23 protein-coding genes are annotated in these 25,884 nt (G+C 58.9%); 7 read left to right on the top strand and 16 right to left on the bottom strand.

What is annotated here, in order from left to right; genetic code table 11:
• The first annotated feature begins 2 nt into the window (after positions 1-2).
• Both CKW32_RS24200 and CKW32_RS24195 read left to right on the top strand, forming a co-directional pair.
• On the top strand, positions 3-524 hold the full coding sequence (locus tag CKW32_RS24200) for a DUF3299 domain-containing protein (RefSeq protein WP_032884553.1): 522 nt from the start codon (positions 3-5) through the stop codon (positions 522-524).
• Between the two features lie 94 nt (positions 525-618).
• Entirely contained in the window at positions 619-1,317 is a 699-nt protein-coding gene (locus CKW32_RS24195) for an OmpW family protein (protein ID WP_095186186.1), read from the top strand.
• A 126-nt stretch (positions 1,318-1,443) separates the two neighbouring features.
• Here the strand turns inward: CKW32_RS24195 and CKW32_RS24190 are convergent, their stop codons facing one another.
• From CKW32_RS24190 to CKW32_RS24170, 5 genes are all read right to left on the bottom strand, one after another.
• A complete protein-coding gene (locus CKW32_RS24190) occupies positions 1,444-2,328 on the bottom strand; it encodes a sugar nucleotide-binding protein (protein ID WP_032884551.1) in 885 nt (294 codons plus the stop codon).
• A 112-nt stretch (positions 2,329-2,440) separates the two neighbouring features.
• Positions 2,441-4,525, bottom strand: coding sequence for a mechanosensitive ion channel family protein (locus CKW32_RS24185; RefSeq protein WP_095186185.1), 2,085 nt, complete (start codon positions 4,523-4,525; stop codon positions 2,441-2,443).
• A gap of 58 nt (positions 4,526-4,583) precedes the next feature.
• Positions 4,584-5,414: a hypothetical protein gene (locus tag CKW32_RS24180; RefSeq protein ID WP_050442793.1), complete on the bottom strand. Its 831-nt coding sequence runs from the start codon at positions 5,412-5,414 to the stop codon at positions 4,584-4,586.
• On the bottom strand, positions 5,415-6,986 hold the full coding sequence (locus CKW32_RS24175) for a hypothetical protein (RefSeq protein WP_095186184.1): 1,572 nt from the start codon (positions 6,984-6,986) through the stop codon (positions 5,415-5,417).
• 18 nt (positions 6,987-7,004) lie between these two features.
• Positions 7,005-8,447, bottom strand: a complete 1,443-nt coding sequence (locus CKW32_RS24170; RefSeq protein WP_032884764.1) for an OmpA family protein — start codon at positions 8,445-8,447, stop codon at positions 7,005-7,007.
• A 266-nt stretch (positions 8,448-8,713) separates the two neighbouring features.
• Here CKW32_RS24170 and CKW32_RS24165 point away from each other — a divergent pair, with 266 nt between their 5' ends.
• Genes CKW32_RS24165 through CKW32_RS24155 form a run of 3 tightly spaced genes read left to right on the top strand, consistent with a single transcriptional unit; the run spans position 8,714 to position 11,692 of the window.
• Positions 8,714-9,493 carry an endonuclease/exonuclease/phosphatase family protein gene (locus CKW32_RS24165; RefSeq protein WP_032884548.1) on the top strand — a complete coding sequence of 260 codons (780 nt, stop codon included), beginning with the start codon at positions 8,714-8,716 and terminating at the stop codon, positions 9,491-9,493.
• Entirely contained in the window at positions 9,490-10,758 is a 1,269-nt protein-coding gene (clsB, locus tag CKW32_RS24160; RefSeq protein WP_095186183.1) for a cardiolipin synthase ClsB, read from the top strand. The genes CKW32_RS24165 and clsB overlap by 4 nt, the downstream gene beginning before the upstream one ends.
• Positions 10,748-11,692 carry a lysylphosphatidylglycerol synthase domain-containing protein gene (locus CKW32_RS24155; RefSeq protein ID WP_095186182.1) on the top strand — a complete coding sequence of 315 codons (945 nt, stop codon included), beginning with the start codon at positions 10,748-10,750 and terminating at the stop codon, positions 11,690-11,692. Before clsB ends, CKW32_RS24155 begins: the two co-directional genes overlap by 11 nt.
• Before the next feature lie 5 nt (positions 11,693-11,697).
• Here the strand turns inward: CKW32_RS24155 and CKW32_RS24150 are convergent, their stop codons facing one another.
• From CKW32_RS24150 to CKW32_RS24140, 3 genes are all read right to left on the bottom strand, one after another.
• Positions 11,698-12,453, bottom strand: a complete 756-nt coding sequence (locus CKW32_RS24150) for a S9 family peptidase (RefSeq protein ID WP_095186181.1) — start codon at positions 12,451-12,453, stop codon at positions 11,698-11,700.
• Positions 12,443-13,552: a DUF3182 family protein gene (locus CKW32_RS24145; protein ID WP_095186180.1), complete on the bottom strand. Its 1,110-nt coding sequence runs from the start codon at positions 13,550-13,552 to the stop codon at positions 12,443-12,445. The genes CKW32_RS24150 and CKW32_RS24145 overlap by 11 nt, the downstream gene beginning before the upstream one ends.
• Positions 13,553-13,723: 171 nt before the next feature.
• Entirely contained in the window at positions 13,724-14,683 is a 960-nt protein-coding gene (locus tag CKW32_RS24140) for a GlxA family transcriptional regulator (protein WP_095186179.1), read from the bottom strand.
• A gap of 96 nt (positions 14,684-14,779) precedes the next feature.
• On the opposite strand from CKW32_RS24140, the gene CKW32_RS24135 reads away from it, so the two are divergent.
• Positions 14,780-15,343 carry a cysteine hydrolase family protein gene (locus CKW32_RS24135; protein WP_032884542.1) on the top strand — a complete coding sequence of 188 codons (564 nt, stop codon included), beginning with the start codon at positions 14,780-14,782 and terminating at the stop codon, positions 15,341-15,343.
• 20 nt (positions 15,344-15,363) lie between these two features.
• Here the strand turns inward: CKW32_RS24135 and tam are convergent, their stop codons facing one another.
• The 4 genes from tam to CKW32_RS24115 all read right to left on the bottom strand — a co-directional run bounded on the left by tam (position 15,364) and on the right by CKW32_RS24115 (position 19,063).
• Entirely contained in the window at positions 15,364-16,125 is a 762-nt protein-coding gene (gene tam, locus CKW32_RS24130) for a trans-aconitate 2-methyltransferase (protein WP_095186178.1), read from the bottom strand.
• A gap of 89 nt (positions 16,126-16,214) precedes the next feature.
• Positions 16,215-17,021 (bottom strand): hypothetical protein, encoded by an 807-nt coding sequence (locus CKW32_RS24125; protein WP_143499437.1) that lies wholly within the window; start codon positions 17,019-17,021, stop codon positions 16,215-16,217.
• 122 nt (positions 17,022-17,143) lie between these two features.
• On the bottom strand, positions 17,144-17,659 hold the full coding sequence (locus tag CKW32_RS24120) for a single-stranded DNA-binding protein (RefSeq protein WP_003232445.1): 516 nt from the start codon (positions 17,657-17,659) through the stop codon (positions 17,144-17,146).
• A gap of 9 nt (positions 17,660-17,668) precedes the next feature.
• Entirely contained in the window at positions 17,669-19,063 is a 1,395-nt protein-coding gene (locus tag CKW32_RS24115) for an MFS transporter (RefSeq protein WP_095186176.1), read from the bottom strand.
• Positions 19,064-19,241: 178 nt separating this feature from the next.
• On the opposite strand from CKW32_RS24115, the gene uvrA reads away from it, so the two are divergent.
• A complete protein-coding gene (uvrA, locus tag CKW32_RS24110; RefSeq protein ID WP_032884538.1) occupies positions 19,242-22,076 on the top strand; it encodes an excinuclease ABC subunit UvrA in 2,835 nt (944 codons plus the stop codon).
• Positions 22,077-22,139: 63 nt separating this feature from the next.
• On the opposite strand, the gene bfr is transcribed toward uvrA, so the two are convergent.
• The 4 genes from bfr to rpoA form a co-directional block, all read right to left on the bottom strand.
• Positions 22,140-22,604: a bacterioferritin gene (gene bfr, locus CKW32_RS24105; RefSeq protein ID WP_032884537.1), complete on the bottom strand. Its 465-nt coding sequence runs from the start codon at positions 22,602-22,604 to the stop codon at positions 22,140-22,142.
• Positions 22,605-22,759: 155 nt separating this feature from the next.
• Positions 22,760-24,208 (bottom strand): catalase, encoded by a 1,449-nt coding sequence (locus CKW32_RS24100; protein ID WP_095186175.1) that lies wholly within the window; start codon positions 24,206-24,208, stop codon positions 22,760-22,762.
• A 237-nt stretch (positions 24,209-24,445) separates the two neighbouring features.
• The gene (rplQ, locus tag CKW32_RS24095) at positions 24,446-24,832 is read right to left on the bottom strand and encodes a 50S ribosomal protein L17 (RefSeq protein ID WP_003176402.1); all 387 of its coding nucleotides are present in this window, start codon (positions 24,830-24,832) and stop codon (positions 24,446-24,448) included.
• 41 nt (positions 24,833-24,873) lie between these two features.
• Positions 24,874-25,875, bottom strand: a complete 1,002-nt coding sequence (gene rpoA / locus CKW32_RS24090; RefSeq protein ID WP_003176403.1) for a DNA-directed RNA polymerase subunit alpha — start codon at positions 25,873-25,875, stop codon at positions 24,874-24,876.
• Positions 25,876-25,884: the final 9 nt, after the last annotated feature.

The raw sequence follows: 25,884 nt of genomic DNA, 5'->3' as shown, positions 1-25,884 counted from the left end.
CGATGCGTCGTGCCCTGTTTGCACTGTTGTTGCTGGTGGCGGTACCCGCCTGGGCCGATGAGCAGCCCAAGGATTTGTCCTGGCAGGAGATGATCCCACCGGACGCGCCGCCAGAAGTCCCCAATATGAAACCACTGCACGACCTGTCGAACATGGCCGACGCCTTGTCCGTCGAAGCCGCGCCGGCGGCCAAGCAGGACCTGCCCAACGCGCCGGTGGTGCAGAGCCTCAATGGCCAGCACATCCGCCTGCCGGGTTATATCGTGCCGCTGGAAGTCAGCGAAGAAGGCCGTACCACCGAGTTCCTGCTGGTGCCGTATTTCGGCGCGTGCATCCACGTACCGCCGCCGCCGTCGAACCAGATCGTGCATGTGAAAAGTGAAGTCGGCGTGAAGCTCGATGAGCTGTACCAGCCGTATTGGATCGAAGGCGCGATGCAGGTCAAGCCGTCTACCAGCGAACTGGCGGACGCCGGTTACCAGATGGATGCCGAGAAGATTTACATGTACGAACTGCAGGAATAACGCTGATCGTCCTTTCATTGAGCTGAGTCAACAGACCGAACGGAACGATCTTTACCATTGGACGTACAACTTTTAAACGTCCTTTGGAGCTCCCATGAACAAGTCTCTGCTCGGCGCGTCCCTCTTCGCGCTCGCCCTCGTCGCCCCCATTGCCCATGCTCACGAAGCGGGCGACATTCTGGTTCGCGCCGGTGCTATCACCGTGAACCCGAAGGCCGACAGCAGCACCGTCAAGGTTGACCAGGGCCCGCTGGCCGGTACCAACCTGGGCGGCAAGGCGACCATGAGCAGCGACACCCAACTGGGCCTCAACTTCGCCTACATGCTGACCAACCACGTGGGTATCGAACTGCTGGCCGCCACGCCGTTCGAGCATGACGTGAAAATCAAGGGCACCGCCCTCGGCGGCGCCAACGGCAAGCTGGGTACGCTGAAACACCTGCCGCCAACCCTGAGCGTCGTGTACTACCCGCTGGACAACAAATCCCCGTTCCAACCGTACGTAGGCGCCGGTATTAACTACACCTGGATCTACGACGAACACGTCGGCAGCCGTGCCCAGGGCGCAGGCTTCAGCAACTTCAAAGCCGAGAACTCATGGGGTTGGGCTGCGCAGATCGGCGCGGACTACATGATCAACGACAAGTGGATGATCAACGCCCAGGCGCGTTACATCGACATCAGCACCAAGGCTACCGTGGAAAACAATGCCGTGGCGCCGGGCACCCGTGCCAAGGTCAATGTGGACGTGGACCCAATGGTTTACATGGTGGGTATCGGCTACAAGTTCTAAGCAAAACTGCATAAACAACTGTGGGAGGGGGCTTGCTCCCGATGACGGTGGATCAGTCAACAAACCAATGACTGGTACACCGCTATCGGGAGCAAGCCCCCTCCCACATTTGGTTGTGCGTTGGGTTCAGCTGTGGCGGTAAAACCGATCCAATAGCGCCGGAAGCCCCGCCCGCCAGGCCCGTGGCTTGATGCCAAAGGTATGCAGGATTTTCTTGCAGGCCAACACCGCGTGCTGCGGCTCGTCCGTCGCATCCGGCCGGGCCGCGTGGGCTTGGGCGGTGGGCGATTCAATGGCCAACGGATGGAAAGTACGCGCTTCGGTGAGGATCGCCTGACCCAGCGCCAGCGGCGTAGTCGCCTCCTGGCCGGCGTAATGGTAAGTGCCCCACAGCGGCGCCGCGCAATCAAGTTGCTTGAGCACCGAAATGATCACCCGCGCCGCATCATCCACCGGCGTCGGGTTGCCGCGGCGGTCATCCGCCATCAGCAATTCATCCGGTTTCTCGGCCCGGGCCAGGAAGCGCCCGAGGGTGCCATCCACACTGTCATCCAGCAGCCAGCCAAAGCGCAGCAACACATGCTGCGGGCACGTGGCGCGCACACTCTGTTCGATACGCCACAACGCCTGGCCACGCAGGCCCAAGGGCACCGGCTCGTCTTTTTCGCTGTAGGCGGTGGCACGGGAGCCATCGAATACGCGGTAGCTGGACGGTTGCAGCAAGGTGATGTTGTGGTGTTGGCACAGTTCGGCCAGGCGCTCGATAGCGAACTCCTGCGAAGCCAAACGGGTTTCGCTGACGGCTTCGGCCTGGAACCAGTCGAAGTAGTAGGCGAGATTGATCAAGGCATCGGGACGGGTGTCGTCGAGCAATTGGGTGAGGCTCGCGGCATCCCAGCCGTCTTGGGGCGGTTTGGGTGCGAGGAAACCGATGTCTTCCTCTGCACCGAGGCGAATCAGCGCCTGCCCGAGGGCATTCCCGCCGCCCAATAACATAAGGCGCATTCGCATAGATTGAGCAGGCCCGGTCTGTTTGGAACGTTGGCTATGGTCGGCAGGCCCGTGGGCCTTGCCGCTGGCATTTGCCAGAATCGTTGCATTTTGCGGGTTTGTAGCGCAACCGTCACGGATTAAGTGTCTTGACGCCTGGCTCTGCGGGCTCATGCTCCAACGCCGCACGCTGGGGCACCATGACCTGCTGGGGATAAGTTTGCGCGAAGTGCACCTCGGGGCAGTTATCCACAAGCTTTTTCAGACGCTGGTTAAACGCGCGACTGACAGCATATTGCCCACCCGATACCGTGCGGAACTGCGCTGTGAGCACCACACCATTGAGGTCCATCTTGTCGACACCAAACACTTCCAGGGGCCCTTGCAAGTTGTACTTGAGGAAGACATCGTCGCGGATCGACTGACCGGCTTCACGAATCAACTCCACGGCCTTGTCCACATCGGTGTCGTAGGTGAACTGCACCGAGAAGAACGCATAGGCAAATTGCCGCGACTGGTTGGTGACCGCCTTGATCTGCCCGAACGGCACCGAATGCACAAAGCCCTTGCCGTCACGCAGACGCAGGGTGCGGATAGTCAGGCCCTCGACGGTGCCGGCGTGGCCGGAGTCGAGCACCACCCAGTCGCCGATGGACAGCGTGTCTTCAATGATGATGAACAGCCCGGTGATCACATCCTGCACCAGTTGCTGAGAACCAAAACCAATGGCCAGGCCGACCACACCAGCACCCGCCAGTAGCGGCGCGACATTGATGCCAAGGTTGGCCATGGTGGTGATCGCGCAGATGACCACCAGGATGATCTTCACCGCATTACGCAACAGCGGCAGTATGGTTTTCACCCGCGTGCTCGGCTGGCGACTGGAGCGCTTGTTTACCGGCGGTTTCAGCGCTTCCTGGATCGCAGTGTCGAGCACCACCCAGAACAACCATGTCATCAGCAGGATCAGGCCGATGCTGCTCAAAGAGTCGCTGATCGCCCGCCCTACCGAGTTGCGCTGGGCAAACTCGAACAGGGACACGCCCCAGATCCGCCCAAGGATTTCGATAAAGGCGATCGCCATGACAATGCGCAGGATCGCGTGCAACAGGCTCAAGAAGCGATCTTTATAGGCGCTGCTGCGCTGGATCGCTACCTGGCTGCGGGACTTGAACAGGTGTTGCAACACGGTGCTCAAGAACACGGTGCCAATCAGCAGAATCGTGGTGAACAGCGCGCAACGCAGGGCTTTCTGGTTATCGTCACCGGCGCCGATGAGGTTGATTGCCGAGACCAGCACCATCAATAGAATCGGCCAGTACCAAAGGCCGGAAAACACCCGCAAAGATTGCTGCAACGCCGGATGTTTAAGGCGCTGGGCCAGTGGCCGATTGCGGATCAGATGGGCGACCGGCCGACGCAAGCGCACCACCAGCACGCCGAAAATCACCGCCGCGAACAGGCCGGTAAATACCGCAATACTGCTGGTGATATTGCCGCCAAGCTGGCGGGCGATTTGCGGGCTGGTCAGGGCATCGCTGAGGGCGGCGAGGAAGCCAATCAGGAACAGCGGCTTGGGGCAGTAATCGCGAATAATCTGCACCGCCGGCCGCTTGTGGCCGAAATTGAACATGACAATCACGCACAACAGCATCGAGGTGGAAAAGATCCCGCTGCTGGTGGCATAGGCAAAACACAGTGCCAACGCGCGCCCCACCGAAGTGGGCAGGAAGTGACTGACATAAAGGGTCAGCGGCAGGCAGATCAGCGCCGGGATCGTGTAGAGCACCACATACCCGAGCACCGCATGCAGGCGTTTGCGCTGTGCGACGAATGACCGTCGGCCCAAGCGCTGCACGATAAAACGCCCCAACAACGTCAGCACGGTAAATGCGCCGACCCACACACCTGACAGCAGCAGAAAATTCCCGGCCACACTCCACGGCGAACGTTCTGACGTTTGGTCGACCAACCGCCCTACTTCATCCGCCGCCCTGTCCGCACGCAGGCGCCAGGCGTCGATCAGGCTCTGATTGAGGTCGAGCTTGTCCTGCACGTCGTCGATGCTGGAACTGATGGCACCGAGCAGTCCGCCTTCCACCAGCAACTCTGGCTTGGCCGGCGTCTCGGGTTCGGGCGCAACCGCCGCGGCGTGCAGTGCGCCACTGCCGCAAAACAGCAGCGCACCGAGCAGTAATGCAGTCTTGAGATTCAGCAAAACACCGAGTTCCTTCAGAAGGGTCTGTAAGGAACTGACGGGTTTCAGCAGGGATGGTTCACTTCAGGTCGACATTCAGGCTTGGCGCGCCAAACGCTACCAACTGCGCGTTAGAGCCGGCGAAATAGCCTTTCCAGAAGCCTTCCAACGCTTGGATGGTCTTGCCGGAGCGATAAGCCTGCTTGACGTCCTTGGTCACCAACGCCGCACCGGCCACATAGACACGCGCGCCCTGCAGGTCGGCGAACAGGCCTTTGTCGGCCACCCGCTTCAGCTCGGCGTCGGGTTGCAGATCACGAATCCGGTTGTTGGCGTAGAAGCTGCCGAAGTCGCTGTTTTCCAGCATGTCGGAAATCAACAACACCACACGTTCCTGAGCCGGTTGCTGGCCCAGGTCTTTGCCGATATCACGCAACGACTGGAAGATCTCACTGCGCGCAATCTCTTCGGACGCTTCACGCAGCGTGGTCACAAACACCTTGCCAAAGGTCTTGTTGAAGAAGCTGCGTTGCTCGGCCAGGCACGTATCAAAGGTGCGCAGCGATTGCATGCCCACGCGCTCACGGACTTTCTCGTCGATGCCCTGGTTGAGTTCACCGGCAAAGCGCAATTGCATGAACTGCCCCGGCAGAAACGCCGAGAAGCTGTACAGTCGGACCTTATCGCCCGGCTGAACAAAGCGCTGCACCTGGGCCCAAGTGGCCTTCTGAATGACCTCAGGCATCGGGATCGTCTGATCAATGATCACCGTCAACTCGCGCCCCGCAGCCACGGGCCGAAACTCAGCGACCTTGGCGTACGGATAGCAATCCGGAATGTCGTTGCGCTCGCCGGCCACCGCCATCAATGGCGCCAGCAACAGGGCACAGAAAAAGCGCGGGATCATCATTCAGGCACCTGTTGCGTCAAAGTCTTTAACCAACTGCTGTTCGGCACGCAGCGCCAGCACATCTTCCAGGGCGTGGCCTTTGGCACGGCTGATCGTTGCCAATTGCTCTTCGGTGTAGGCCGTCAGGTCTTTGCCGCGCAGGGCGTCGAGACCTTCCGGGGCAGCCACCGCCACTGGTGCCTGCACCGGGGCTGGTGCTGGTGCTGGTGCAGCGACTTCCGCTACCGCCGGTGCGGCAGGTGCGGCAGGTGCAACCGGAACATTGACGGGTTTGGCCGCCGGTTGCGGATTCCCTGGCAACGCCTGTTTGCGCGCCACGAAGGTCTCGAAACTGCGATTGTGTGCAGTGGTCAACGCCGCCTGCTGCTGGGCGTTGGTGGTGGTGCGCCCGGCGAGCTTGAGCTGCAATTTGCTCAATTTGTGATCGGCATGGGAGGCAATTTCCACGCGCTGGCTCTGCATCCAGTTTTCCAGGGCTTCGCCGCTGGAGAACTTGTGGGTGTGCTCCCAGGCAGTCTTGGACTCAACCCCGGCAAAACCGAAGATCGACGCCAGCCAGATACTGGTGATCTGAATCGCGATGTAGATCACCGACAGCACGATGAAGGTGATCAGCGAGGCTTTGCGGATCGCGTCCATCTTGTCTGTCAGGGTTTGCTTGTCTGCCTGATCGTTGATCGCCGCCGAATCGGCCGGCAGTTCGAACGGGCTGGCCGAGTCGTAATTCTGCTGGGCAAAGGCATGCGGGCTGCCGACCATTTCGGTCTCGATGCTTTTGAGCTGCATGGTGCGGATACCGAACGCCGCAATCGCGATAATCGCGATCCAGATACCGGTGGTGATCATCCAGCCACGGCTTGGTGTCACGGTGTGGTTGGTGTTGATGCGCGCCAGGATACGGTTGTAGTCCTTGCCGTCTTTATCGCTTTCGGTGTCTTTGATCCCGATGCCCGGCAACTCCTTGAGCTGATTCGGGCGGTCGCTGTCGCTGTCGTTTTCCCACCAGTGGCGAGCCTTGCTGATCAGCGCGTTCTTGTGCGCGGCACGGCCGGTGACTTCGGCCAGGATCGCCGAGGCGACCGCCAGCAGGAAGGCGAACAACCAGCCCATCCAGCTTTGGTCATTGGCCGACAGGTTCTGGTTAATGAATGGCACCAGTACGTAGGCGAAACCCACGGCCTCGAACATGATCAGCATAAAAATCAGGGCAAACACCCAGAACGGTCGCTCCCGGCGGCCACGCTCGCCGATGGTGCGCAGGTAGGATTCGCTTTTATTAAAGAAGTCGACGTCTTCCGCGCCGATTTTTTCATAGCGCGAGTAGTACGCGTCGCACAGCTCGCTCTCGGATTTCGGCCAGCCATAAGCGTCGAGCATCAGGCTCTGCTTGGACAGGCGCGCCACCTTGCCGATCACGGGCACGCCGTGCCAAACACGCATGACGAAATAACCCACTTTTTCCCAATACGCTTGAATCAGGATCGCCGCCAGCAGCGTGGAAATCACCAGGCCGGTGATTAGCTTGTTTGCCCAGAGCAGGGCCGTCAGCGCATTAAAGCTGAAGTCTTCCATGGTGTATGTCCTTGAGTCTTACGCGCGAATCGGCACGAAACGGGTAGTGAAAGCTTCACGGCTGCGCGGGTAGAACAACGCACCGTCCGTGGCTTCGGAGTTTTTCTTGCTGAACACCACGTCGATACACGACACCGGTGCCTTGGGGTCTTGGATGAAAACGCGATAGAGCACCAGGTCCTCACCTTCGTAGGTGTTGGCCACGGCTTTGCTTTTGATCGACTTGCGGTTGCCGTCCTTGTAGCCCTGGACCACTTCGATGAAGGGTTGGCGGTCGACGCTGGCGCCGTCACGCAGGATCGAAACCGGCGACAGCGTCACCAGGTGGCCATTGACCACATTGGCCCACACGCGGTTGTTGTAGCCCGGCAGGTACTCGGTGGTGACTTGGGTGTCGAGCGCCTTGCCGCTGGCGAGGTTGAACACCTTGCCGGTTTCTCGCGGGCGGTCGGCTTCGCAACTGCTGTTGGGCAGATCGTTGGCTTGCGCGCTGCTGACCAGAGCGAACCCGGCCTTTTTCGGCGCGATGCCTTGGGCCAGGGTCCAACGCGTGTCGCTGGCCGGCTGGCCGCCAAAGTCGACCAAGGCGGTACCGGCATCGGCGGGCTTGCTCTCGGCAGCCGGTTTGGTGGTGGCAGCAGGCTTGTTTTTCGGCGCGCGGGCGACGGTGCGCGCAGGCTCGGTCGAGGTTCCGTGCGCCAGGTATTTGGAGTTGTTCTGTTCGGCGTTGACCCGTTTGACCAGCATGTTGCGGTCGGTCACTTCAACGATCTCAACCCGACGGTTCTTGCCGCGTTGCTGCACATCGCTGTTGTCGGCGATTGGCCGCGAAGCCCCCGCCCCCTGGAAAAACATACGCTGCGGGGCGATGCCTTGCTCGGCCAGGATCGACGCCACGGCGCGGGCACGTTGCTCGGACAACCGCTGGTTGGTGGCGGCGCTGCCGGTAGCGTCGGTGTGGCCGACGACCAGAATCGCCGCTTGGCTGTTCTGGCCCTGCTTGGGCGCGAACGCGGCGGCCAACTTGCGGACCTGGCGCTGACCATTGGCGCTCAACTGCGCGCTGCCGGTGGCGAACATGCCTTCATCCTGCACTTGGGCAACGATGCCCGCTTCAGTCGGTGCCGGCGCGCGGGCGTTGCCGCTGGCGACCTCCTGGCTCTGCAGGGTTTGCACCTGGATATTCAGGTTCTCTTCCTTGGCGATCCGCTCCAGTTCCTGCAAACGGTTCTGCCACAAGTTACCCGCCACACAACCGGCCGCCGCGCCCACACCACCGCCGACGATCGCCTTTTTGGCATCGCCCGTGATCGCATACGTCAGGCCTGCACCGAGCAATGCACCACCGGCGCAACCGATGGCCGTGCCGTAGTTTTTGCCGGCGTCGTTAAGCGTCGCACAGCCGCTGAGCGCCACGGCGCCAGCAAGCAGGCTGATTTTTCGGGTAAAGGAGGTATTCACTTGATGGGTTCCGGCCTTCATGAAAAGAGCCGCCGACCCACTGCCAACGCCGAATACGCGCCAACTGCATCATCCATGAACAGGCCCTGCACAATCGTTGAATGGGGTAAATAGCGCGGGATTGGATCACGTCAGTGATGGCAATTCAACAGCATTTGTAACTCCATGCGTCCTTCAGAACCGTCCGTAGGACGCTCGAAACTTTCTCCAGCCGCCAGCAGTCAGCCATTACATGAAGCCAAGCCCCACTCTTCACAGGAATACACATGACTGCGATCCCCGACTGGGTGCCCGTTACCCCCAGCGTCGCCATCACGCGCTTTACAGTGCTGACGGTCAATATCCACAAGGGCTTCACCGCCCTGAACCGACGCTTCATCCTGCCCGAGCTGCGAGAAGCGGTGCGCAGCGTGGGCGCAGACATGGTGTTCCTGCAGGAAATCCATGGCACCCACGAGCGCCATCCGCAGCGCTACAGCGACTGGCCGAACATGCCGCAGTACGAGTTTCTGGCCGACAGTATCTGGCCGCAGTTCGCTTACGGGCGTAACGCGGTTTATCCCCATGGCGACCACGGCAATGCGCTGCTGTCGAAATTCCAGATCGTGAGCTACGACAACCTCGACATCTCCCAAAGCGGCCATGAAAACCGTGGCCTGCTGCATTGCGTGTTGCGCTTGCCGGGCAGCGGGCAGGAAGTGCACGCAATCTGTATCCACCTGGGCTTGCGCGAGGTGCATCGCCAGCAGCAATTGCGTTTGCTGGAGCAGCGCATCCGCGAGATTCCCGCCGATGCGCCGTTGGTGGTCGCCGGCGATTTCAACGACTGGCGCCAGCGGGCCGATTTGAGCCAAAGCGGCCTCACCGAGGTGTTCGTGCACACCCTTGGCAAACCGGCGCGCACCTTCCCGGCACGCCTGCCGTTGCTGCCGCTGGACCGCATTTATGTGCGCAACGTGAAGGTTCACAACCCACAGGTGCTGACCACACGGCCGTGGTCCCATCTTTCAGACCATGTGCCGCTGTCGGTGGAGATTGAGCTATGAACATTGCGGTCGAGCACATCTCTACCGACCAGCCGCCGGACGAAACCAAGGCACGCGACCTGGATTACGGCTGGCAAAGCGGTAATCAGGTCGAGTTGCTGGAGAACGGCGAAGCGTACTTTCCCAAGGTATTCGAGGCGCTGCGCCAAGCCCGGCGCGAGATCCTGCTGGAGACCTTTATCCTTTTCGAAGACAAGGTTGGCCATGAGCTGCAACGTATCCTGATCGAGGCGGCGCAGCGTGGGGTCAAGGTCGTGGTCAGCCTGGATGGCTTTGGCTGCGGCGAGCTGAGCGCGGGGTTTCTCGGTGAGCTGGCCGAAGCCGGCGTGACGGTGCAGATGTTCGATCCGGCGTCCAAGACGCTGGGGATTCGCACAAACTGGTTCCGCCGCCTGCACCGCAAGATTGTGGTGGTGGACGCCACCGTGGGGTTTATCGGCGGGATCAACTTCTCTGCTGATCACTTGGGGGATTTCGGCCCCGAGGCCAAACAGGATTACGCGGTGCAGGTAATTGGCCCGGCGGTGGCAGACTTGCATCACTTTGCCTTGGCACAAAGCGGTCGCCAGGTGCGCACGCGGCGCGGGTGGCGACGGCGCCAGCAGCGGCCTTCAGCGTGGTCGAGCGAGCACGGCGACGGCCTGGTACGGTTGATTTACCGTGACAACCTGCAACACCGCGACGATATCGAAGAAGCGTATATCCATGCCCTGAGCAAGGCCCAACACCGAGCGGTGATCGCCAACGCGTATTTCTTCCCCGGCTACCGCCTGCTGCGGGAAATCCGCAACGCCGCGCGCCGCGGTGTGCATGTGCAGTTGATCATGCAGGGCCAACCCGACGTGCTGCTGGCCAAACTGGCAGCACGCATGCTCTACGACTACCTGCTCAAAGACGGTGTAGTGATTCACGAATACTGCCAGCGCCCGCTGCACGGCAAAGTCGCATTGGTGGATGACGAGTGGAGCACTGTAGGTTCGAGCAACTTGGACCCCTTGAGCCTGGCACTGAACCTGGAAGCCAACGTGTTGATTCGCGACCGCGCGTTTAATCAGCAACTGTACGAGCGCCTCGAAGTGCTCAGTAAAAATCACTGCCAGACCATGCCGGAAAACCGCAAGCCACGCCTGTGGTTGTGGCGATTGACCGTCGGCTTCCTGGTGTTCCATGTGATGCGCCATTTCCCCGCGCTGACCGGTTGGCTGCCTGCGCACAAACCGCGCTTGAAACCCTTCGTGCATGAGGAACAGCGCCATGAAAGCTGAGCGTTTCAAGCGTTGGAAGAAGCCCCTGACCATCGCCTTCTTCCTGCTGCTGATCGTGCTGTTCACCCTGCTCGCCCGCAGGATCGACTGGAGCGAGGTGGTCCAGACGCTGGGTGATTTCAAACTGCATACCTTGCTGATAGCAGGCGCGTTGACCCTGTGCAGCTTTATCGTCTACGCCTGCTTCGACCTGATCGGCCGCACCTACATCCGCCAGCCATTGCGCTGGAAGCAGATTCTGCCGGTGGGCATCATCAGCTACGCGTTCAACCTCAACCTCAGCGCGTGGGTCGGCGGCATCGCCATGCGCTATCGGCTGTATTCAAGGTTGGGCGTGAGCACCGGCAATATCGCCAAGATTCTGGGCCTGAGCCTGGCCACCAATTGGTTTGGCTACATGGCGCTGGCGGGCGCGGTTTTCAGCAGCGGGCTGGTGACCATGCCGCCGGGCTGGAAGCTGAGCAGCGGCGCGCTGCAAGGGGTGGGTGTATTGCTGGTGTTGGCCAGCCTGGGCTACCTGGCGGCCTGCCAATTTTCGAAAAAACGCGCGTGGTCGATCCGAGGCATCGAGATCAACCTCCCATCGCTGCGCATGGCCTGCTTGCAACTGGCGTTGGGCGCGTTGAACTGGTCGCTGATGGCGGCGGTGATTTTTACCCTGCTGCCCGCCAAGTTGGACTATCCGCTGGTACTGGGTGTGCTGTTGATCAGCGCGATTGCCGGCGTAGTCACCCATATCCCAGCCGGGCTTGGGGTGCTGGAAGCGGTGTTTATCGGGCTGTTACAGCATGAGGCGTCGCGGGGCAGTTTGCTGGCGGGGTTGATTGCGTATCGGGCGATCTACTTCATCTGCCCGCTGCTGATTGCACTGGTGATGTACTTGGGCGTGGAAGCCAAGGCCAAGGCGTTGCGGGTGAAGAAAACACCCGCCTGAACGAACTACTGGGATTGGAGGATGCTCAACCGCTCGCCGACCACCATCTCGGTGATCCAGTCCACCAGGATCGAGGTGTAGGCCTGTTGGGAAACCGGATCGCTGAGGGAGTGGTCAGCGCCATCGATGATGCGGTGAGTCAGGGAATGGGTCTGCTGGCACGCGGCGCGGTAACTCATGATGGTGGCGTGGGGCACATGATCATCGGTTTCCGATTCGACAATCAGCACATCACCGGTAAACGCCGCACAAGCATGTAAGGCGCGGTTAGTCTCGGCATGCACCAGGGTGCTGCGGTAATCCATCAAATCGACCTTATCCAGATCGCGCTTGGGCTTGAGCCATTCCTGATCGCGGTACAACGCCGGCACACGCAGCGCCAGCCAGCGTACCGGGCGCAGCGAGGTGAGGATTGCAGCCAGGTAGCCGCCATAACTGGTGCCCACGACCGCCACCGCCGAGGTGTCGATGGCAGGATGGGCGAGCAGCCGGTCATACGCCGCCAGCAGGTCCCGCAGGTTGTCTTCGCGGGTGACGCGGTTCAATGGAATACCGTTGCCAGCATGACCGCGCAGGTCGAAGGTCAGGCACACACACCCAAGGCCGGCTATGCCTTTGGCCCGCTCCAGATCCCGCTCTTGGCTACCGCCCCAGCCGTGCACAAACAACACGCCCGGCACTTTGGATTTAGGGCTCAGAAACGTGCCGCTCATTTGTTCGTCGTCGATATCGATGGAAATGCTTTCACTTCTAGCCGTCATAAGATTTAACCGTCACGTACTTGAGAAGAAAGTCGCTGTTTTCCGCGGGGCCGCGGTACACCTCAATGGCATCCGCCGGCAGCGCTTGGTCCACGTAGGTTTCTACCGAGGACACATGAATGGCTTTAAGGCCCGGGTGGTTGATGAAGCTCTGCAGCGCCGCGACTTCCGCGCTGCTGGCGCCGCCCATGCGCCAGGATTGTTCGAGCACGCCACTGCGACGCTGGCCGTGGTTATCCAAACCTTGAGCGATGTCGTAGTTGCGCCGTGAGGCATAGAAGCTGGGGTAGGTTTCATCAGCTGCCGTGTCGAAGACCTGCGCTTGCTCGATGGCCAGGCGTACGTCCTCGGGCAGATCGAGCTTAAGCAAGTCTTCGTAATAACCGGGTACGACCAGCAGGTCGGATCCGCCATAGACACCTTCGCCCTCCCCGTCTTCGGTCAGGTATTGCTCGCCGCAGTAACTGAACACGTGATCGCCTATAAAACTCTGGCCCACGCTATGGGTGACCACATCATGCAGGTCCTGCTCCAACACCACGCCTTCGTCGAACAATTGCACGGCCTCAGGCCTGGCCAGCACGGCTTTGAAGGCATCGAGGCTGTGGATAACTTCCTGGCCGCGTCCAGCGCAGGCGTGCACTGGTTTCAGGCGAATGGGCCCGTCGTTGAGCAAACGCGTGGCAGCGGGCAGTGCGTCTTCGAGCGCGAATACACTGAGGCCTTCCAACACGACTTTTTTTACCCGCTCGCAGAACAACGACGACCACCCCTCTGGCGCCTTGGCCTCAGGGCTTAGCAAGCCATGACTGATGGCTTTGGTGCAGATGAAGTCGTGATCGACATAGCCGCCCCACAGATCTTCGGGACCTTTGACGTTAAGGGCGCGGGCTTGCGCCGGGCCCACAAGGGTTTGCGTGGGCAGTAAATACAGCTCACGGCCAGCGTGTTTTTGCGGATCGTAGCTGCCACCGAATTTAAGCCCCAGAATTTGCGCCAGCCAGCGGGCCAGGGCGAGGTTTGTGTGGACTTCATGCTGAGGTGCGCCCTCTCGTATGGAGTAAGCGACCACCCATTTTTTGCGTTGTGTCGGGGTCATGCGTCCCCCTTGGCCTTCCGGCCATGTGTGTATCAAGAAGGCTGCAGGGATCAGGCCAAAACACAGAGGGGCGGGACCGTTTTGAAATCAATCAGTTACTGAAAAACCGATGGCATTTGGCCTGTTTTATTCTGCACGACGAGGCGTCAAGTGCGCGGCGTTCTGCACGATTCACACGCCAAAACGGCTGCGATAATCACTGGGCGCCAGACCTGTGATTTTCTTGAAAATGGCGCGAAAGGCGCTGGGATCCTGATAGCCCACGGTCCAGGCGATATGGTCGATGGTGCCGTTGGTGAACTCCAACATCTGCCGCGCCTTGCCCACACGCAGGTGCTGGCAGTATTCGGTGGGTTTCAAGCCAGTGGCGCCGCGAAAGCGCCGCAGGAAAGTACGTTCTTCCAACCCCGCCTCTTGCGCCATGGTCGCGACGGACACATCTACCGCCCCGCTGGCTTGCAACCAATGTTGAACCTTGAGAATGGCCGCGTCTCCATGACCGAGGATCGGCGCAAAGTTACTACCGCACTGGCTGGCGCTGTCGCTGTGTTCGATGACCAAGAACCGCGCGGTGTCGGCAGCGATGCTCGGCCCCATGAGACGGTCAACCAGACGCAGGCCCAGTTCGGACCACGCCATCAGCCCGGCCGTGGTAATCAGGTCGCCGTCATCGACAATAGGTTTGTCCGCCTCCAGGCGCACAGAGGGGTAACGTGCGGCAAAAGACTTGGCGGAAGACCAATGGGTAGTAGCGCTGCGCCCATCCAGCAAGCCACTGCGCGCCAGCATGATCGAGCCGATACAGACGCCACCGAGTACGGTCCCCGTCGCGTGCTGCTGACGAAGCCACTCCAGCAGCGCAGGCGGCGCTTGTTCTTCGGTGAACTCACCGATCGACGGGGGCACCAGCACGGCCATCATCGGCTGGTCGGGGCCTGGGTGGCTGTCGAATACCCTTTTCGGCGAGCCATCGGCACTTACCTGCCAATGACTGATACGCAGCAGCGGCAGTTGTGCAGACTGATGCTCGGCCGCAATCCGGTTGGCCACGCCGAACAGGTCGGTCAGGCCATGCACGGCGGCCAATTGCGCCCCTTCGTAGATCAACACGCCCAGCTCAACAACAGCCATTGTCAGTTTTCCCCCTGTTATTGTCGGTGCAGCCAATCCCCGGCGCCGGCGCCAGCTAAGATACTGGGCCCATCAACCCATCACGAGGCAATACCCATGGCCAAGCAAGCGCTCATCCTAATCGATATCCAGAACGACTACTTCCCCCAGGGCAAGTGGCCGCTTGATGGTGTGGAAGCTGCGGCGGACAAGGCTGCGCAGGTGCTCAAGGCGTTCCGCCAGGCAGGTGATGCGGTGATTCATGTGCGCCATGAATTCACGTCCGAAGATGCACCGTTCTTCACGCCTGGGTCACAAGGCGCGCAGTTGCATCCAAAGGTACTGAACGAAAGCAATGAGCCTGTGGTGCTTAAACATTTCGTGAACTCGTTTCGTGAAACCAATCTGCGCGCCTTGCTGGAACAACGCAGCATCACCGAACTGGTGGTGGTCGGCAGCATGAGCCATATGTGCGTCGATGCCGTGGTGCGGGCCGCAGCGGATCTGGGCTACAAGGTCACGGTGATTCATGATGCCTGCGCCACCCGCGATCAGGAGTTCAACGGGCAGGTGATTCCGGCCGCGCAGGTGCATGGCGCGTACATGGCCTCGTTGGCGTTTGGGTATGCGGGCGTGGTGTCGGCGGAGGAGTATTTGAAGGCGCAAGCAGCGGCGGCGTAAACGCTGCTTGCCTGGGTGTTTTAGCGGGTCGCGATAATAAAGAGGCGCGGGAACGGCAGTAACACGGTGCCATCGGCCAGGGCTGGATACGCCTGGGCAATCCGCGCCTGATATTCCTGTAGAAAGGCGGCTTTTTCACCATCGGTCAAAGGCGCAAGGAATGGACGCAATCCCGTGCCCTTGAACCACTCCACCACAGCCCCGTGATCTGCCAACGGGTGCAGGTAGGTCGTGCGCCATACGTCAACGGCAGCGCAGTGCTTGCTCAGCAACTCGTAGTAGTAGCTCGCCGCGTACCGCTCATTGTGTTTGACCGTACCAAGCTTTGCAGACCACGGGCCCTCAGCCGCGACTTCACGCGCAAGCCGGTGTGCAGGCTCATCGAGGTTGTCCGGGGTTTGCACTGCCAGCGTGCCGCCGGGCGTCAGTTGGTTGACCAGATGAGGGTAAAGCGTGCTGTGGTTGGGCACCCATTGCAGCGAAGCGTTGGCCAGGATCACGTCGAATTTTTGCGCGGGACTCCAGGCGCCGATATCGGCCAGTTCAAAGCTCAATTCCGGCAGGCGTTTGCGGGCGTCGATCAACATATCGTCGGAGCTGTCCATGCCGATGACATGTGCTTGAGGGAAGCGCTCGGCCAGCACTTCAGTGGAGTTGCCAGGGCCGCAACCCAGGTCAACGGCGGTTTTCACGTCACTATTTGGAATGGCTGCAACCAAGTCACGGACCGGACGGGTGCGTTGTTGCTCGAACATCGTGTACTGCTTGGCAGACCAGGTCATCGCGGCTTTCCTTGTTCTTTGGAAGGGGCTACAGCCTAAATCGTGTGACCCATGAGGACAAATGCCAGGGCCGGAGATCTTCTATGCCGTCATTTCATCCGCTTCAGAAAACTCATGTACGGATCGCCATTGAGGATAAAGTCTTCGCGCATCCGGCCGTCAAGCATGGGTTCAAGACTGGTAGGGGTGAGTAATTTGTGCTTTGGGAGACGAAACGCCTGTTCATGGTCCGAGTAGGTATACCGTTGGAAATGCAGTGCATTGCCTATCCAGTGGACGTCGTTGTAGAGGTAATGCCAGTTTTTGTCACTGGGCGTACTCAGGTAAAAAACCCCGTTCACATCTCGGGTAATTTCATACATCACAAAATTACTGGAGCTCCATTTGCCGACGTAGCGGTCCATACCCGGATGGTCGGGAATGGCTGGGGCAGCGACGAAATCACTGTCAGTGTAGGGCGTACTCCGGGCCTGCTCGGCCTTGAGCTGAGGGTAGCGTTCGCACACAGAATCGATGCTGTCGACTTTTTCAAGGTCGTACCTGATTTCCATGCCATCCGTTCGGGAAGTGAACTGCATGGCCTCGGGAGAAAAGGTCAGCACCTTCAGCTCAATGGTTTTGGTCGGTAATATCATGTTGATTACGTCCCCATTGTCAGCCACGGAATAAGCGACCACGTTCGTCGGTTCCCGAGTTGATTTCACGCAGTCGAAAGCGTGCATCAACAATTGGCCATCGGACCTGAACTCAGCCACGGTCGTTTGACCTTCGTTCAATGCCTGCATGGCCCAGAGGCCGACAATCAGGTTTTTAGAAGCCTTTGGCTCAGCGTGTAACGCGGTGCAGCCGGCCGCCAAAACGACGGCCAATACGTAGCGCAGCAGTGTGTTCGACACGATGTTCATCCATGACTGTGTGGGTCGGCGGTTCTCAATGCGAACCTACAAACAAAAAAGCCCCAAGAGCAGGGCTCATGGGGCTTTTCGGGAAAGCTTAACGGATTGCTCCGAGCGATATCCTAGAAAGGAATATCGTCATCAAAGCTATCGAAATCCGGAGCCGGTTGCGGAGCGGCCTGTTGTGGCGCCGGACGCGACTCACGCTGTGGCTGCTGGCTTGGCTGTGGACGCGACTGCTGTGGACGCGGTGCCGAGTTGGACATGCCGCCCTGGCCCTGTTGATCGCCTTGTGGACGACCGCCCAGCAGTTGCATGGTGCCTTGCATGTCGACCACGATTTCAGTGGTGTAACGCTTGATGCCGTCTTTTTCCCACTCGCGGGTCTGCAGTTTGCCTTCGATGTAGACCTGCGAACCTTTGCGCAGGTATTCGCCGGCGATCTCTGCAACCTTGCCAAACATCGACACACGGTGCCACTCGGTTTTCTCGACCTTCTGGCCGGTTTGCTTGTCGGTCCACTGTTCGCTGGTCGCCAGACTCAGGTTGGTCACGGCGTTACCGTTAGGCAAGTAGCGAACTTCGGGATCCTGGCCGCATGTACCGACCAATATGACTTTGTTAACCCCACGGGCCATAACGTTCTCCTAAGCTGGGCGCGCTGTCGGCACTGGATTGACCAGTTGCTCAAGCGTCGCGCGATCCAATAATTCGGTGTCCAATTTGATGTAAATGGCCGCCTCTTCGGCGACCACGACTGCATCTGTTACCCCTACGACTGCCTTCAGGCGCTCTACCAGACCGCTTTCACGGATCGCCTCAGGCGATAGCGGCAAACGCAGACTTGTGACGTAGGGAGGTTCGCGCATGGTAACAGCAAAGACCAGCCAAAGTGCAGCAAGCCCGGCGCATCCGAGGAACACAACCGACAAACCGCCATGCTGGAACATCCAGCCGCCCATGATGCCGCCCAACGCCGAGCCAAGGAACTGGCTGGTGGAATACACCCCCATGGCCGTGCCTTTGCCACCCGCCGGTGAAACTTTACTGATCAGCGAAGGCAATGAAGCCTCCAGCAGGTTGAACGCGGTAAAAAACACCACCGTCCCGATCACAAGCGCCCGAAGGCTGTCGCCGAACTGCCAGAAGAATAGTTCAGTGAGCATCAATGTCGCGACGGCGCCCAGGAGAACTCGTTTCATTTTGCGTTTCTTCTCGCCGTAGATGATGAACGGAATCATGGCGAAGAACGAAATCAGCAGAGCAGTGAGGTAGACCCACCAGTGCTGCTCCTTGGGCAGCCCGGCTTTTTCCACCAGGGCCAGGGGCAAGGCGACGAAGCTGCACATCAGCATTGCGTGTAATACGAAGATACCTAAATCCAGGCGCAGCAGGTCTGGGTGCTTGAGCGTCGGCAACAACGCCTTGCGTGCGACACCCGACTCCCGGTGCTGCAACGTGCCGGTGGAGCGCGGCACCATAAAGGCCACGATCACGATCCCGAACAACGCCATGCCGCCGGTGGCCAGGAATAAGCCGTGCAGGCCGAAAGCACGAGTCAGCAAGGGACCGACCACCATGGCCACCGCAAACGACAGGCCAATGGTCATGCCGATCATGGCCATGGCCTTGGTGCGGTGTTGTTCGCGGGTCAGGTCAGAGAGGAGCGCCATCACCGCAGCGGAAATCGCCCCAGCACCTTGCAGGATACGCCCGGCGATCACACCCCAGATGGAATCGGACTGCGCCGCGAGCACACTGCCGAGGGCGAAGACGATCAGCCCGAGGTAAATCACCGGACGCCGGCCAATGCGGTCGGAAATGATCCCAAAGGGGATCTGAAAAATCGCCTGGGTCAGGCCATAGGCGCCAATCGCCAGGCCGATCAGTGCGGGGGTCGCGCCTGCCAGATCCATTCCATAGGTCGCCAGTACCGGCAACACCATGAACATGCCAAGCATACGGAACGCGAACACCAGGGCCAGACCGCTTGCTGCTCGGGTCTCGCCGCTACTCATGCGTTCGCTGTGGGGATCGTGCATGGAAAAACCTCGTGTGAACCGGCGGCGATTCTACCAGTCCCATCGATTGAGAGGGTATATGCGGCGCTTTGCCGCGCAGCTTTCATGTAAGGCTGCACCCGGCACTTTGACAGTGTATATTCATCCAGTCTTTAGCCGTATACTCCGGCATTATTTACGCCCGCCGTGCGAGGCCATCTTGGACAAGATCCTGATTCGTGGGGCTAGAACCCACAACCTGAAGAACATCGACCTGACCCTGCCCCGGGACAAACTGATTGTCATCACCGGCTTGTCCGGCTCGGGCAAATCGTCCCTGGCGTTCGACACGCTGTATGCCGAAGGTCAGCGCCGCTATGTGGAATCGCTGTCGGCCTATGCCCGGCAGTTCCTGTCGATGATGGAAAAGCCTGACGTCGACACCATCGAAGGTCTGTCGCCGGCGATTTCCATCGAACAGAAGTCGACCTCCCACAACCCACGCTCCACCGTGGGCACCATCACCGAAATCTACGACTACCTGCGCCTTCTGTACGCGCGGGTAGGTATTCCCCGCTGCCCGGACCACGACATTCCGCTGGAAGCCCAGACCGTCAGCCAGATGGTCGACTTGGTACTGGCCCAGCCGGAAGGCGCCAAGCTGATGCTGCTGGCCCCGGTGATTCGCGAGCGTAAGGGCGAGCACCTTTCTGTTTTCGAAGAGCTGCGTGCCCAGGGTTTTGTACGCGCACGCATCAACGGCAAGCTGTATGAGCTGGATGAAGCGCCAAAGCTCGACAAGCAGAAGAAGCATTCGATCGATGTAGTGGTCGACCGTTTCAAAGTGCGCGCCGACCTGCAGCAGCGTCTGGCCGAGTCATTCGAAACCGCGCTGAAACTGGCGGACGGTATTGCCCTGGTGGCGCCGATGGATGACGAGCCGGGTGAAGAGATCATCTTCTCCGCACGCTTTGCCTGCCCGATCTGTGGCCACGCCATCAGCGAGCTGGAACCCAAGCTTTTTTCCTTCAACAACCCGGCCGGCGCTTGCCCGACCTGCGATGGTCTTGGGGTAAAGCAATTCTTCGACATCAAACGCCTGGTCAACGGCGAGCTGACGTTGGCGGAGGGGGCAATACGCGGCTGGGACAGGCGTAATGTCTACTACTTCCAGATGCTGGGTTCACTGGCGTCTCACTATAAATTCAGCCTTGAAGTGCCATTCAACCAACTGCCAGCAGATCAGCAGAAGGTCATCCTTAATGGCAGTGGCTCGCAGAACGTCGACTTTAAATACCTGAACGACCGTGGCGACATCGTCAAGCGCTCCCACCCGTTCGAAGGCATCGTGCCGAACTTGGAGCGGCGCTACCGCGAGACCGAATCGGCGAGCGTGCGCGAAGAGTTGGCGAAATTCCTCAGCACTCAACCTTGCCCGGATTGCCGTGGCACTCGCCTGCGTCGTGAGGCGCGGCATGTATGGGTGGGTGAGAAGACGCTGCCGGCAGTGACCAATCTGCCGATTGGCGATGCCTGTGAATACTTCGGTGTCCTCAAGCTGACAGGACGCCGTGGGGAGATTGCCGACAAAATCCTCAAGGAAATCCGTGAGCGGTTGCAGTTCCTGGTTAACGTGGGCCTGGATTATCTTTCGCTGGATCGCAGTGCCGATACTCTGTCGGGCGGTGAAGCGCAGCGTATTCGCCTGGCCAGCCAGATTGGTGCCGGGCTGGTAGGCGTTTTGTACATCCTTGATGAGCCGTCCATTGGTTTGCACCAACGGGATAACGACCGACTGCTGGGTACGCTGAAACACCTGCGGGATATCGGCAACACGGTAATCGTAGTCGAGCACGACGAAGACGCGATTCGCCTGGCGGATTATGTGGTCGATATTGGCCCAGGTGCCGGCGTACATGGTGGGCATATTGTTGCCGAGGGTACGCCGGCCGAAGTCATGGCTCACCCGGACTCGTTGACCGGCAAGTACTTGTCTGGCCGCGTGAAGATTGAGGTACCGGCTAAACGCACGCCGCGCAACAAGAAGATGGCGCTACACCTCAAAGGTGCACGCGGGAACAACCTGCGTAATGTCGACCTGGAGATTCCGCTGGGCTTGCTGACCTGTGTGACTGGTGTTTCCGGATCGGGCAAGTCGACACTGATCAACAACACGCTGTTCCCACTGAGCGCAACCGCCCTGAACGGTGCAACCACCCTGGAAGCGGCGGCACATGACAGCATCAAAGGCCTGGAGCATTTAGACAAGGTCGTCGACATCGACCAAAGCCCGATTGGCCGCACACCGCGTTCTAACCCAGCGACCTACACTGGGCTGTTCACACCGATTCGCGAGCTGTTCGCCGGTGTTCCGGAGTCACGCTCGCGTGGCTACGGTCCTGGCCGGTTCTCGTTCAACGTCAAGGGCGGGCGCTGTGAGGCGTGCCAAGGCGATGGCCTGATTAAGGTGGAGATGCACTTCCTGCCGGATATTTATGTGCCGTGCGACGTATGCAAGAGCAAGCGCTATAACCGCGAAACCTTAGAGATCAAGTACAAGGGCAAGAACATCCACGAAACCCTGGAGATGACCATCGAGGAAGCTCGCGTGTTCTTCGACGCGGTTCCAGCATTGGCGCGCAAGCTGCAAACACTGATGGATGTAGGCCTGTCGTATATCAAGCTGGGACAGTCGGCGACCACGCTGTCCGGGGGTGAGGCGCAGCGGGTGAAGCTGTCTCGCGAGCTGTCCAAGCGCGATACGGGCAAGACTCTGTATATCCTCGATGAACCGACCACGGGCCTTCACTTCGCAGATATCCAGCAACTGCTGGACGTGCTTCACCGATTGCGCGACCACGGCAACACTGTGGTCGTGATTGAGCACAACCTTGATGTGATCAAGACTGCTGACTGGTTGGTGGATCTGGGGCCGGAAGGCGGTTCCAAGGGTGGCCAGATCATCGCGGTAGGTACACCGGAGCAAGTCTCCGAAATGCCGCAGTCCCACACCGGTTACTACTTGAAGCCGCTGTTGGAGCGTGATCGGGCCTGATGTATGCCCCATAAAAAAGCCCCTGTCACTTTGCGGTGACAGGGGCTTTTTAGTAGCCGGAAATCAGAACTGCGATTGCAGATAATTCTCCAGCCCTACCAACTTGATCAGGCCCAACTGCTTTTCCAGCCAGTAGGTGTGATCTTCTTCGGTGTCGTTTAACTGCACACGCAGGATTTCCCGCGTGACGAAGTCGCTGTGCTGCTCGCAGAGCTCGATGCCCTTGCAGAGCGCAGCACGCACCTTGTATTCAAGGCGAAGATCGGCTGCGAGCATGTCAGGTACGCTGGTGCCCACGTCCAGATCATCGGGACGCATGCGCGGCGTGCCTTCGAGCATCAGGATACGACGCATCAGCGCGTCAGCGTGCTGTGCCTCTTCTTCCATCTCGTGGTTGATACGCTCATAGAGTTCGGTAAAACCCCAGTCTTCGTACATACGCGAGTGGATGAAATATTGGTCACGAGCTGCCAGTTCGCCCGTCAGCAACGTGTTGAGGTAATCGATTACGTCGGGGTGACCTTGCATCGCCCTACATCTCCCTGCTTGAAAGTCTGTAGTTTGAACCATGATGACTCGGAGGTCACGGGACTAACGGCATAAAAGTGAAGATTTCCGGAGAAAAGTAGCGGAAATAACGCAAAAACCGCCCAAATGAGGGCGGTTCTGCTTATCGTTTAGAGTCAGTTAAGCGATACACCCAATGCCTTTGCGATTGCTTCTCCATATGCAGGGTCCGCTTTGTAGAAGTGCGCCAATTGACGCTGAACCACATCATTGGAAACCCCAGCCATTGCACCCGCGATGTTATTGGTGAGCAGGGCTTTCTGATCATCGTTCATCAGGCGGAACAGCGCACCGGCGTGGCTGTAGTAGTCAGTGTCTTCCCGATGATCGTAACGATCAGCGGCACCGCTCAGGGCCAAGGCTGGCTCGGCGTACTGCGGAGCTTGCTTAGGTGCATCGGCGTAGCTGTTTGGCTCGTAGTTAGGGGCGGCACCACCGTTGTTGCCGAAAGCCATCGACCCGTCACGCTGGTAGCTATTTACCGGGTTGCGCGGCGCATTTACCGGCAACTGCTGGTGATTGGTGCCAACACGGTAGCGGTGGGCATCAGCGTAGGCAAAAACCCGACCTTGCAGCATGCGGTCTGGGGACAGGCCAACACCTGGGACCATATTGCTCGGGCCGAATGCTGCCTGCTCAACTTCAGCAAAGTAGTTTTGCGGGTTGCGATTGAGCTCAAGCTCACCAACTTCGATCAACGGAAATTCCTTCTGCGACCAGGTTTTGGTCACGTCGAAAGGATTCTCGTAGTGAGCGTTAGCCTGGGCTTCAGTCATGATCTGGATGCAGACGCGCCATTTCGGGAAATCACCGCGCTCGATCGCACCGAAGAGATCACGCTGGGCGTAATCGGGGTCGGTACCGGCCAAGCGTGCAGCATCGGCTGGAGCCAGATTCTTGATCCCCTGCTTGGTTTTGTAGTGCCATTTCACCCAGTGACGCTCACCATTAGCATTGATCAGGCTGTAAGTGTGGCTGCCAAAGCCGTGCATGTGACGGTAGCCGTCTGGAATGCCACGGTCCGAAAACAAGATGGTCACTTGGTGCAGCGCCTCAGGGGAGTGCGACCAAAAGTCCCACATCATCTGTGCGCTTTTGAGATTGCTTTGCGGCAGACGCTTCTGAGTGTGAATGAAGTCAGGGAATTTCAGCGGGTCGCGAATGAAGAACACCGGAGTGTTGTTCCCCACGATGTCCCAGTTGCCTTCCTCAGTGTAGAACTTCAAGGCAAAACCACGTGGGTCGCGCTCGGTATCAGCAGAACCACGCTCACCGCCCACAGTTGAGAAGCGCAGGAAGGTCGGGGTCTGCTTACCCACAAATTCAAACAGCTTGGCGCTTGTGTACTGAGTGATGTCTTGGGTGACTGTAAACGTTCCGTAGGCACCCGACCCTTTGGCGTGTACGCGGCGCTCAGGAATGTTTTCACGGTTGAAGTGAGCGAGCTTCTCGATCAGATGGAAATCGTCGAGCAACAGCGGGCCACGCGGGCCAGCAGAACGGGAATTCTGGTTATCTGCAACGGGAGCACCGCTGGCGGTAGTAAGGATTTTATTCTGGCTCATGCTCAATTTTCCTCAGGTCGGACTTAGAACTGCCGGCTAATCGGCTTGGGAGGATTATTGATCAGCAACATAACACGTACAAATTCATTAAATTTCACGCATCAATAGAAAATTACTACCAACAACCTCAACCGCATAGTGCCAAGCCCCTACCCCGAAAACTTGTACAAATCGCGCTTTCGTTACGCGCACAAAAAACCGGGCACTAGGCCCGGTTCTTTGTTACAGCTTGTCGTCTTACTCGGCGCTTACAGCTTCGCCGGCAGTAGCACGATCAACCAACTCAACGTACGCCATAGGCGCGTTGTCACCAGCGCGGAAACCGCACTTGAGGATGCGCAGGTAGCCACCCTCACGGGTAGCGTAACGCTTGCCCAGGTCGTTGAAGAGCTTACCAACGATAGCTTTCGAACGAGTACGGTCGAAAGCCAGACGGCGGTTAGCCAGGCTGTCTGTCTTAGCCAAAGTAATCAGCGGCTCAGCAACGCGACGCAGTTCTTTAGCTTTCGGCAGTGTAGTTTTGATCAGCTCGTGCTCGAACAGCGACACCGCCATGTTTTGAAACATGGCCTTGCGGTGCGAGCTGGTACGGCTCAGGTGACGACCACTTTTACGATGACGCATGGTTCATTCCTTACCAAACTCACGTTCGGTGATTACGACGATCAGGCAGTCGCCTTGTCGTCCTTCTTAAGACTTGCAGGCGGCCAGTTGTCGAGGCGCATGCCGAGGGACAGACCGCGGGAGGCCAGAACGTCCTTGATTTCAGTCAAGGATTTCTTGCCCAGGTTCGGAGTCTTCAACAGTTCTACTTCGGTACGCTGAATCAGGTCGCCGATGTAGTAAATGTTTTCCGCCTTAAGGCAGTTAGCCGAACGTACAGTCAGTTCCAGATCGTCAACCGGGCGAAGCAGGATCGGATCGATCTCGTCTTCCTGCTCGATTACCACTGGTTCGCTGTCACCTTTGAGGTCGACGAACGCAGCCAACTGCTGTTGCAGAATGGTTGCAGCGCGGCGGATAGCCTCTTCAGGATCCAGAGTACCGTTGGTTTCCAGATCAATAACCAGCTTGTCCAGGTTAGTACGCTGTTCGACACGGGCGTTTTCCACCACGTATGCGATACGGCGAACCGGGCTGAACGAAGAGTCGAGCTGCAAGCGACCAATGCTGCGGCTTTCGTCTTCATCGCTCTGACGCGAGTCGGCCGGTTCATAACCACGACCACGAGCTACAGTGAGCTTCATGTTCAGGGCGCCGTTAGACGCCAGGTTAGCGATTACGTGATCGGGATTAACGATCTCGACATCATGATCCAGCTGAATATCGGCAGCGGTAACCACCCCCGAACCCTTCTTCGACAAGGTCAGCGTAACTTCGTCACGGCCGTGCAGCTTGATAGCCAGACCTTTAAGGTTCAACAGGATTTCAATTACGTCTTCCTGTACACCTTCGATGGCGCTGTACTCGTGGAGCACACCGTCAATCTCGGCCTCGACTACTGCACAGCCGGGCATTGAGGACAACAGGATGCGGCGCAGCGCGTTGCCCAGGGTGTGGCCAAAACCACGCTCGAGAGGCTCGAGTGTGATCTTGGCGCGGGTTGGACTGACAACCTGCACATCAATGTGGCGGGGTGTCAGGAACTCATTTACCGAAATCTGCATGGATGCACC

It is taken from the genome of Pseudomonas sp. Irchel 3H9 (genome assembly GCF_900187495.1).
In the GTDB taxonomy this organism is placed as follows: domain Bacteria; phylum Pseudomonadota; class Gammaproteobacteria; order Pseudomonadales; family Pseudomonadaceae; genus Aquipseudomonas; species Aquipseudomonas sivasensis.
This window is presented reverse-complemented; position numbering and strand designations above follow the sequence as displayed.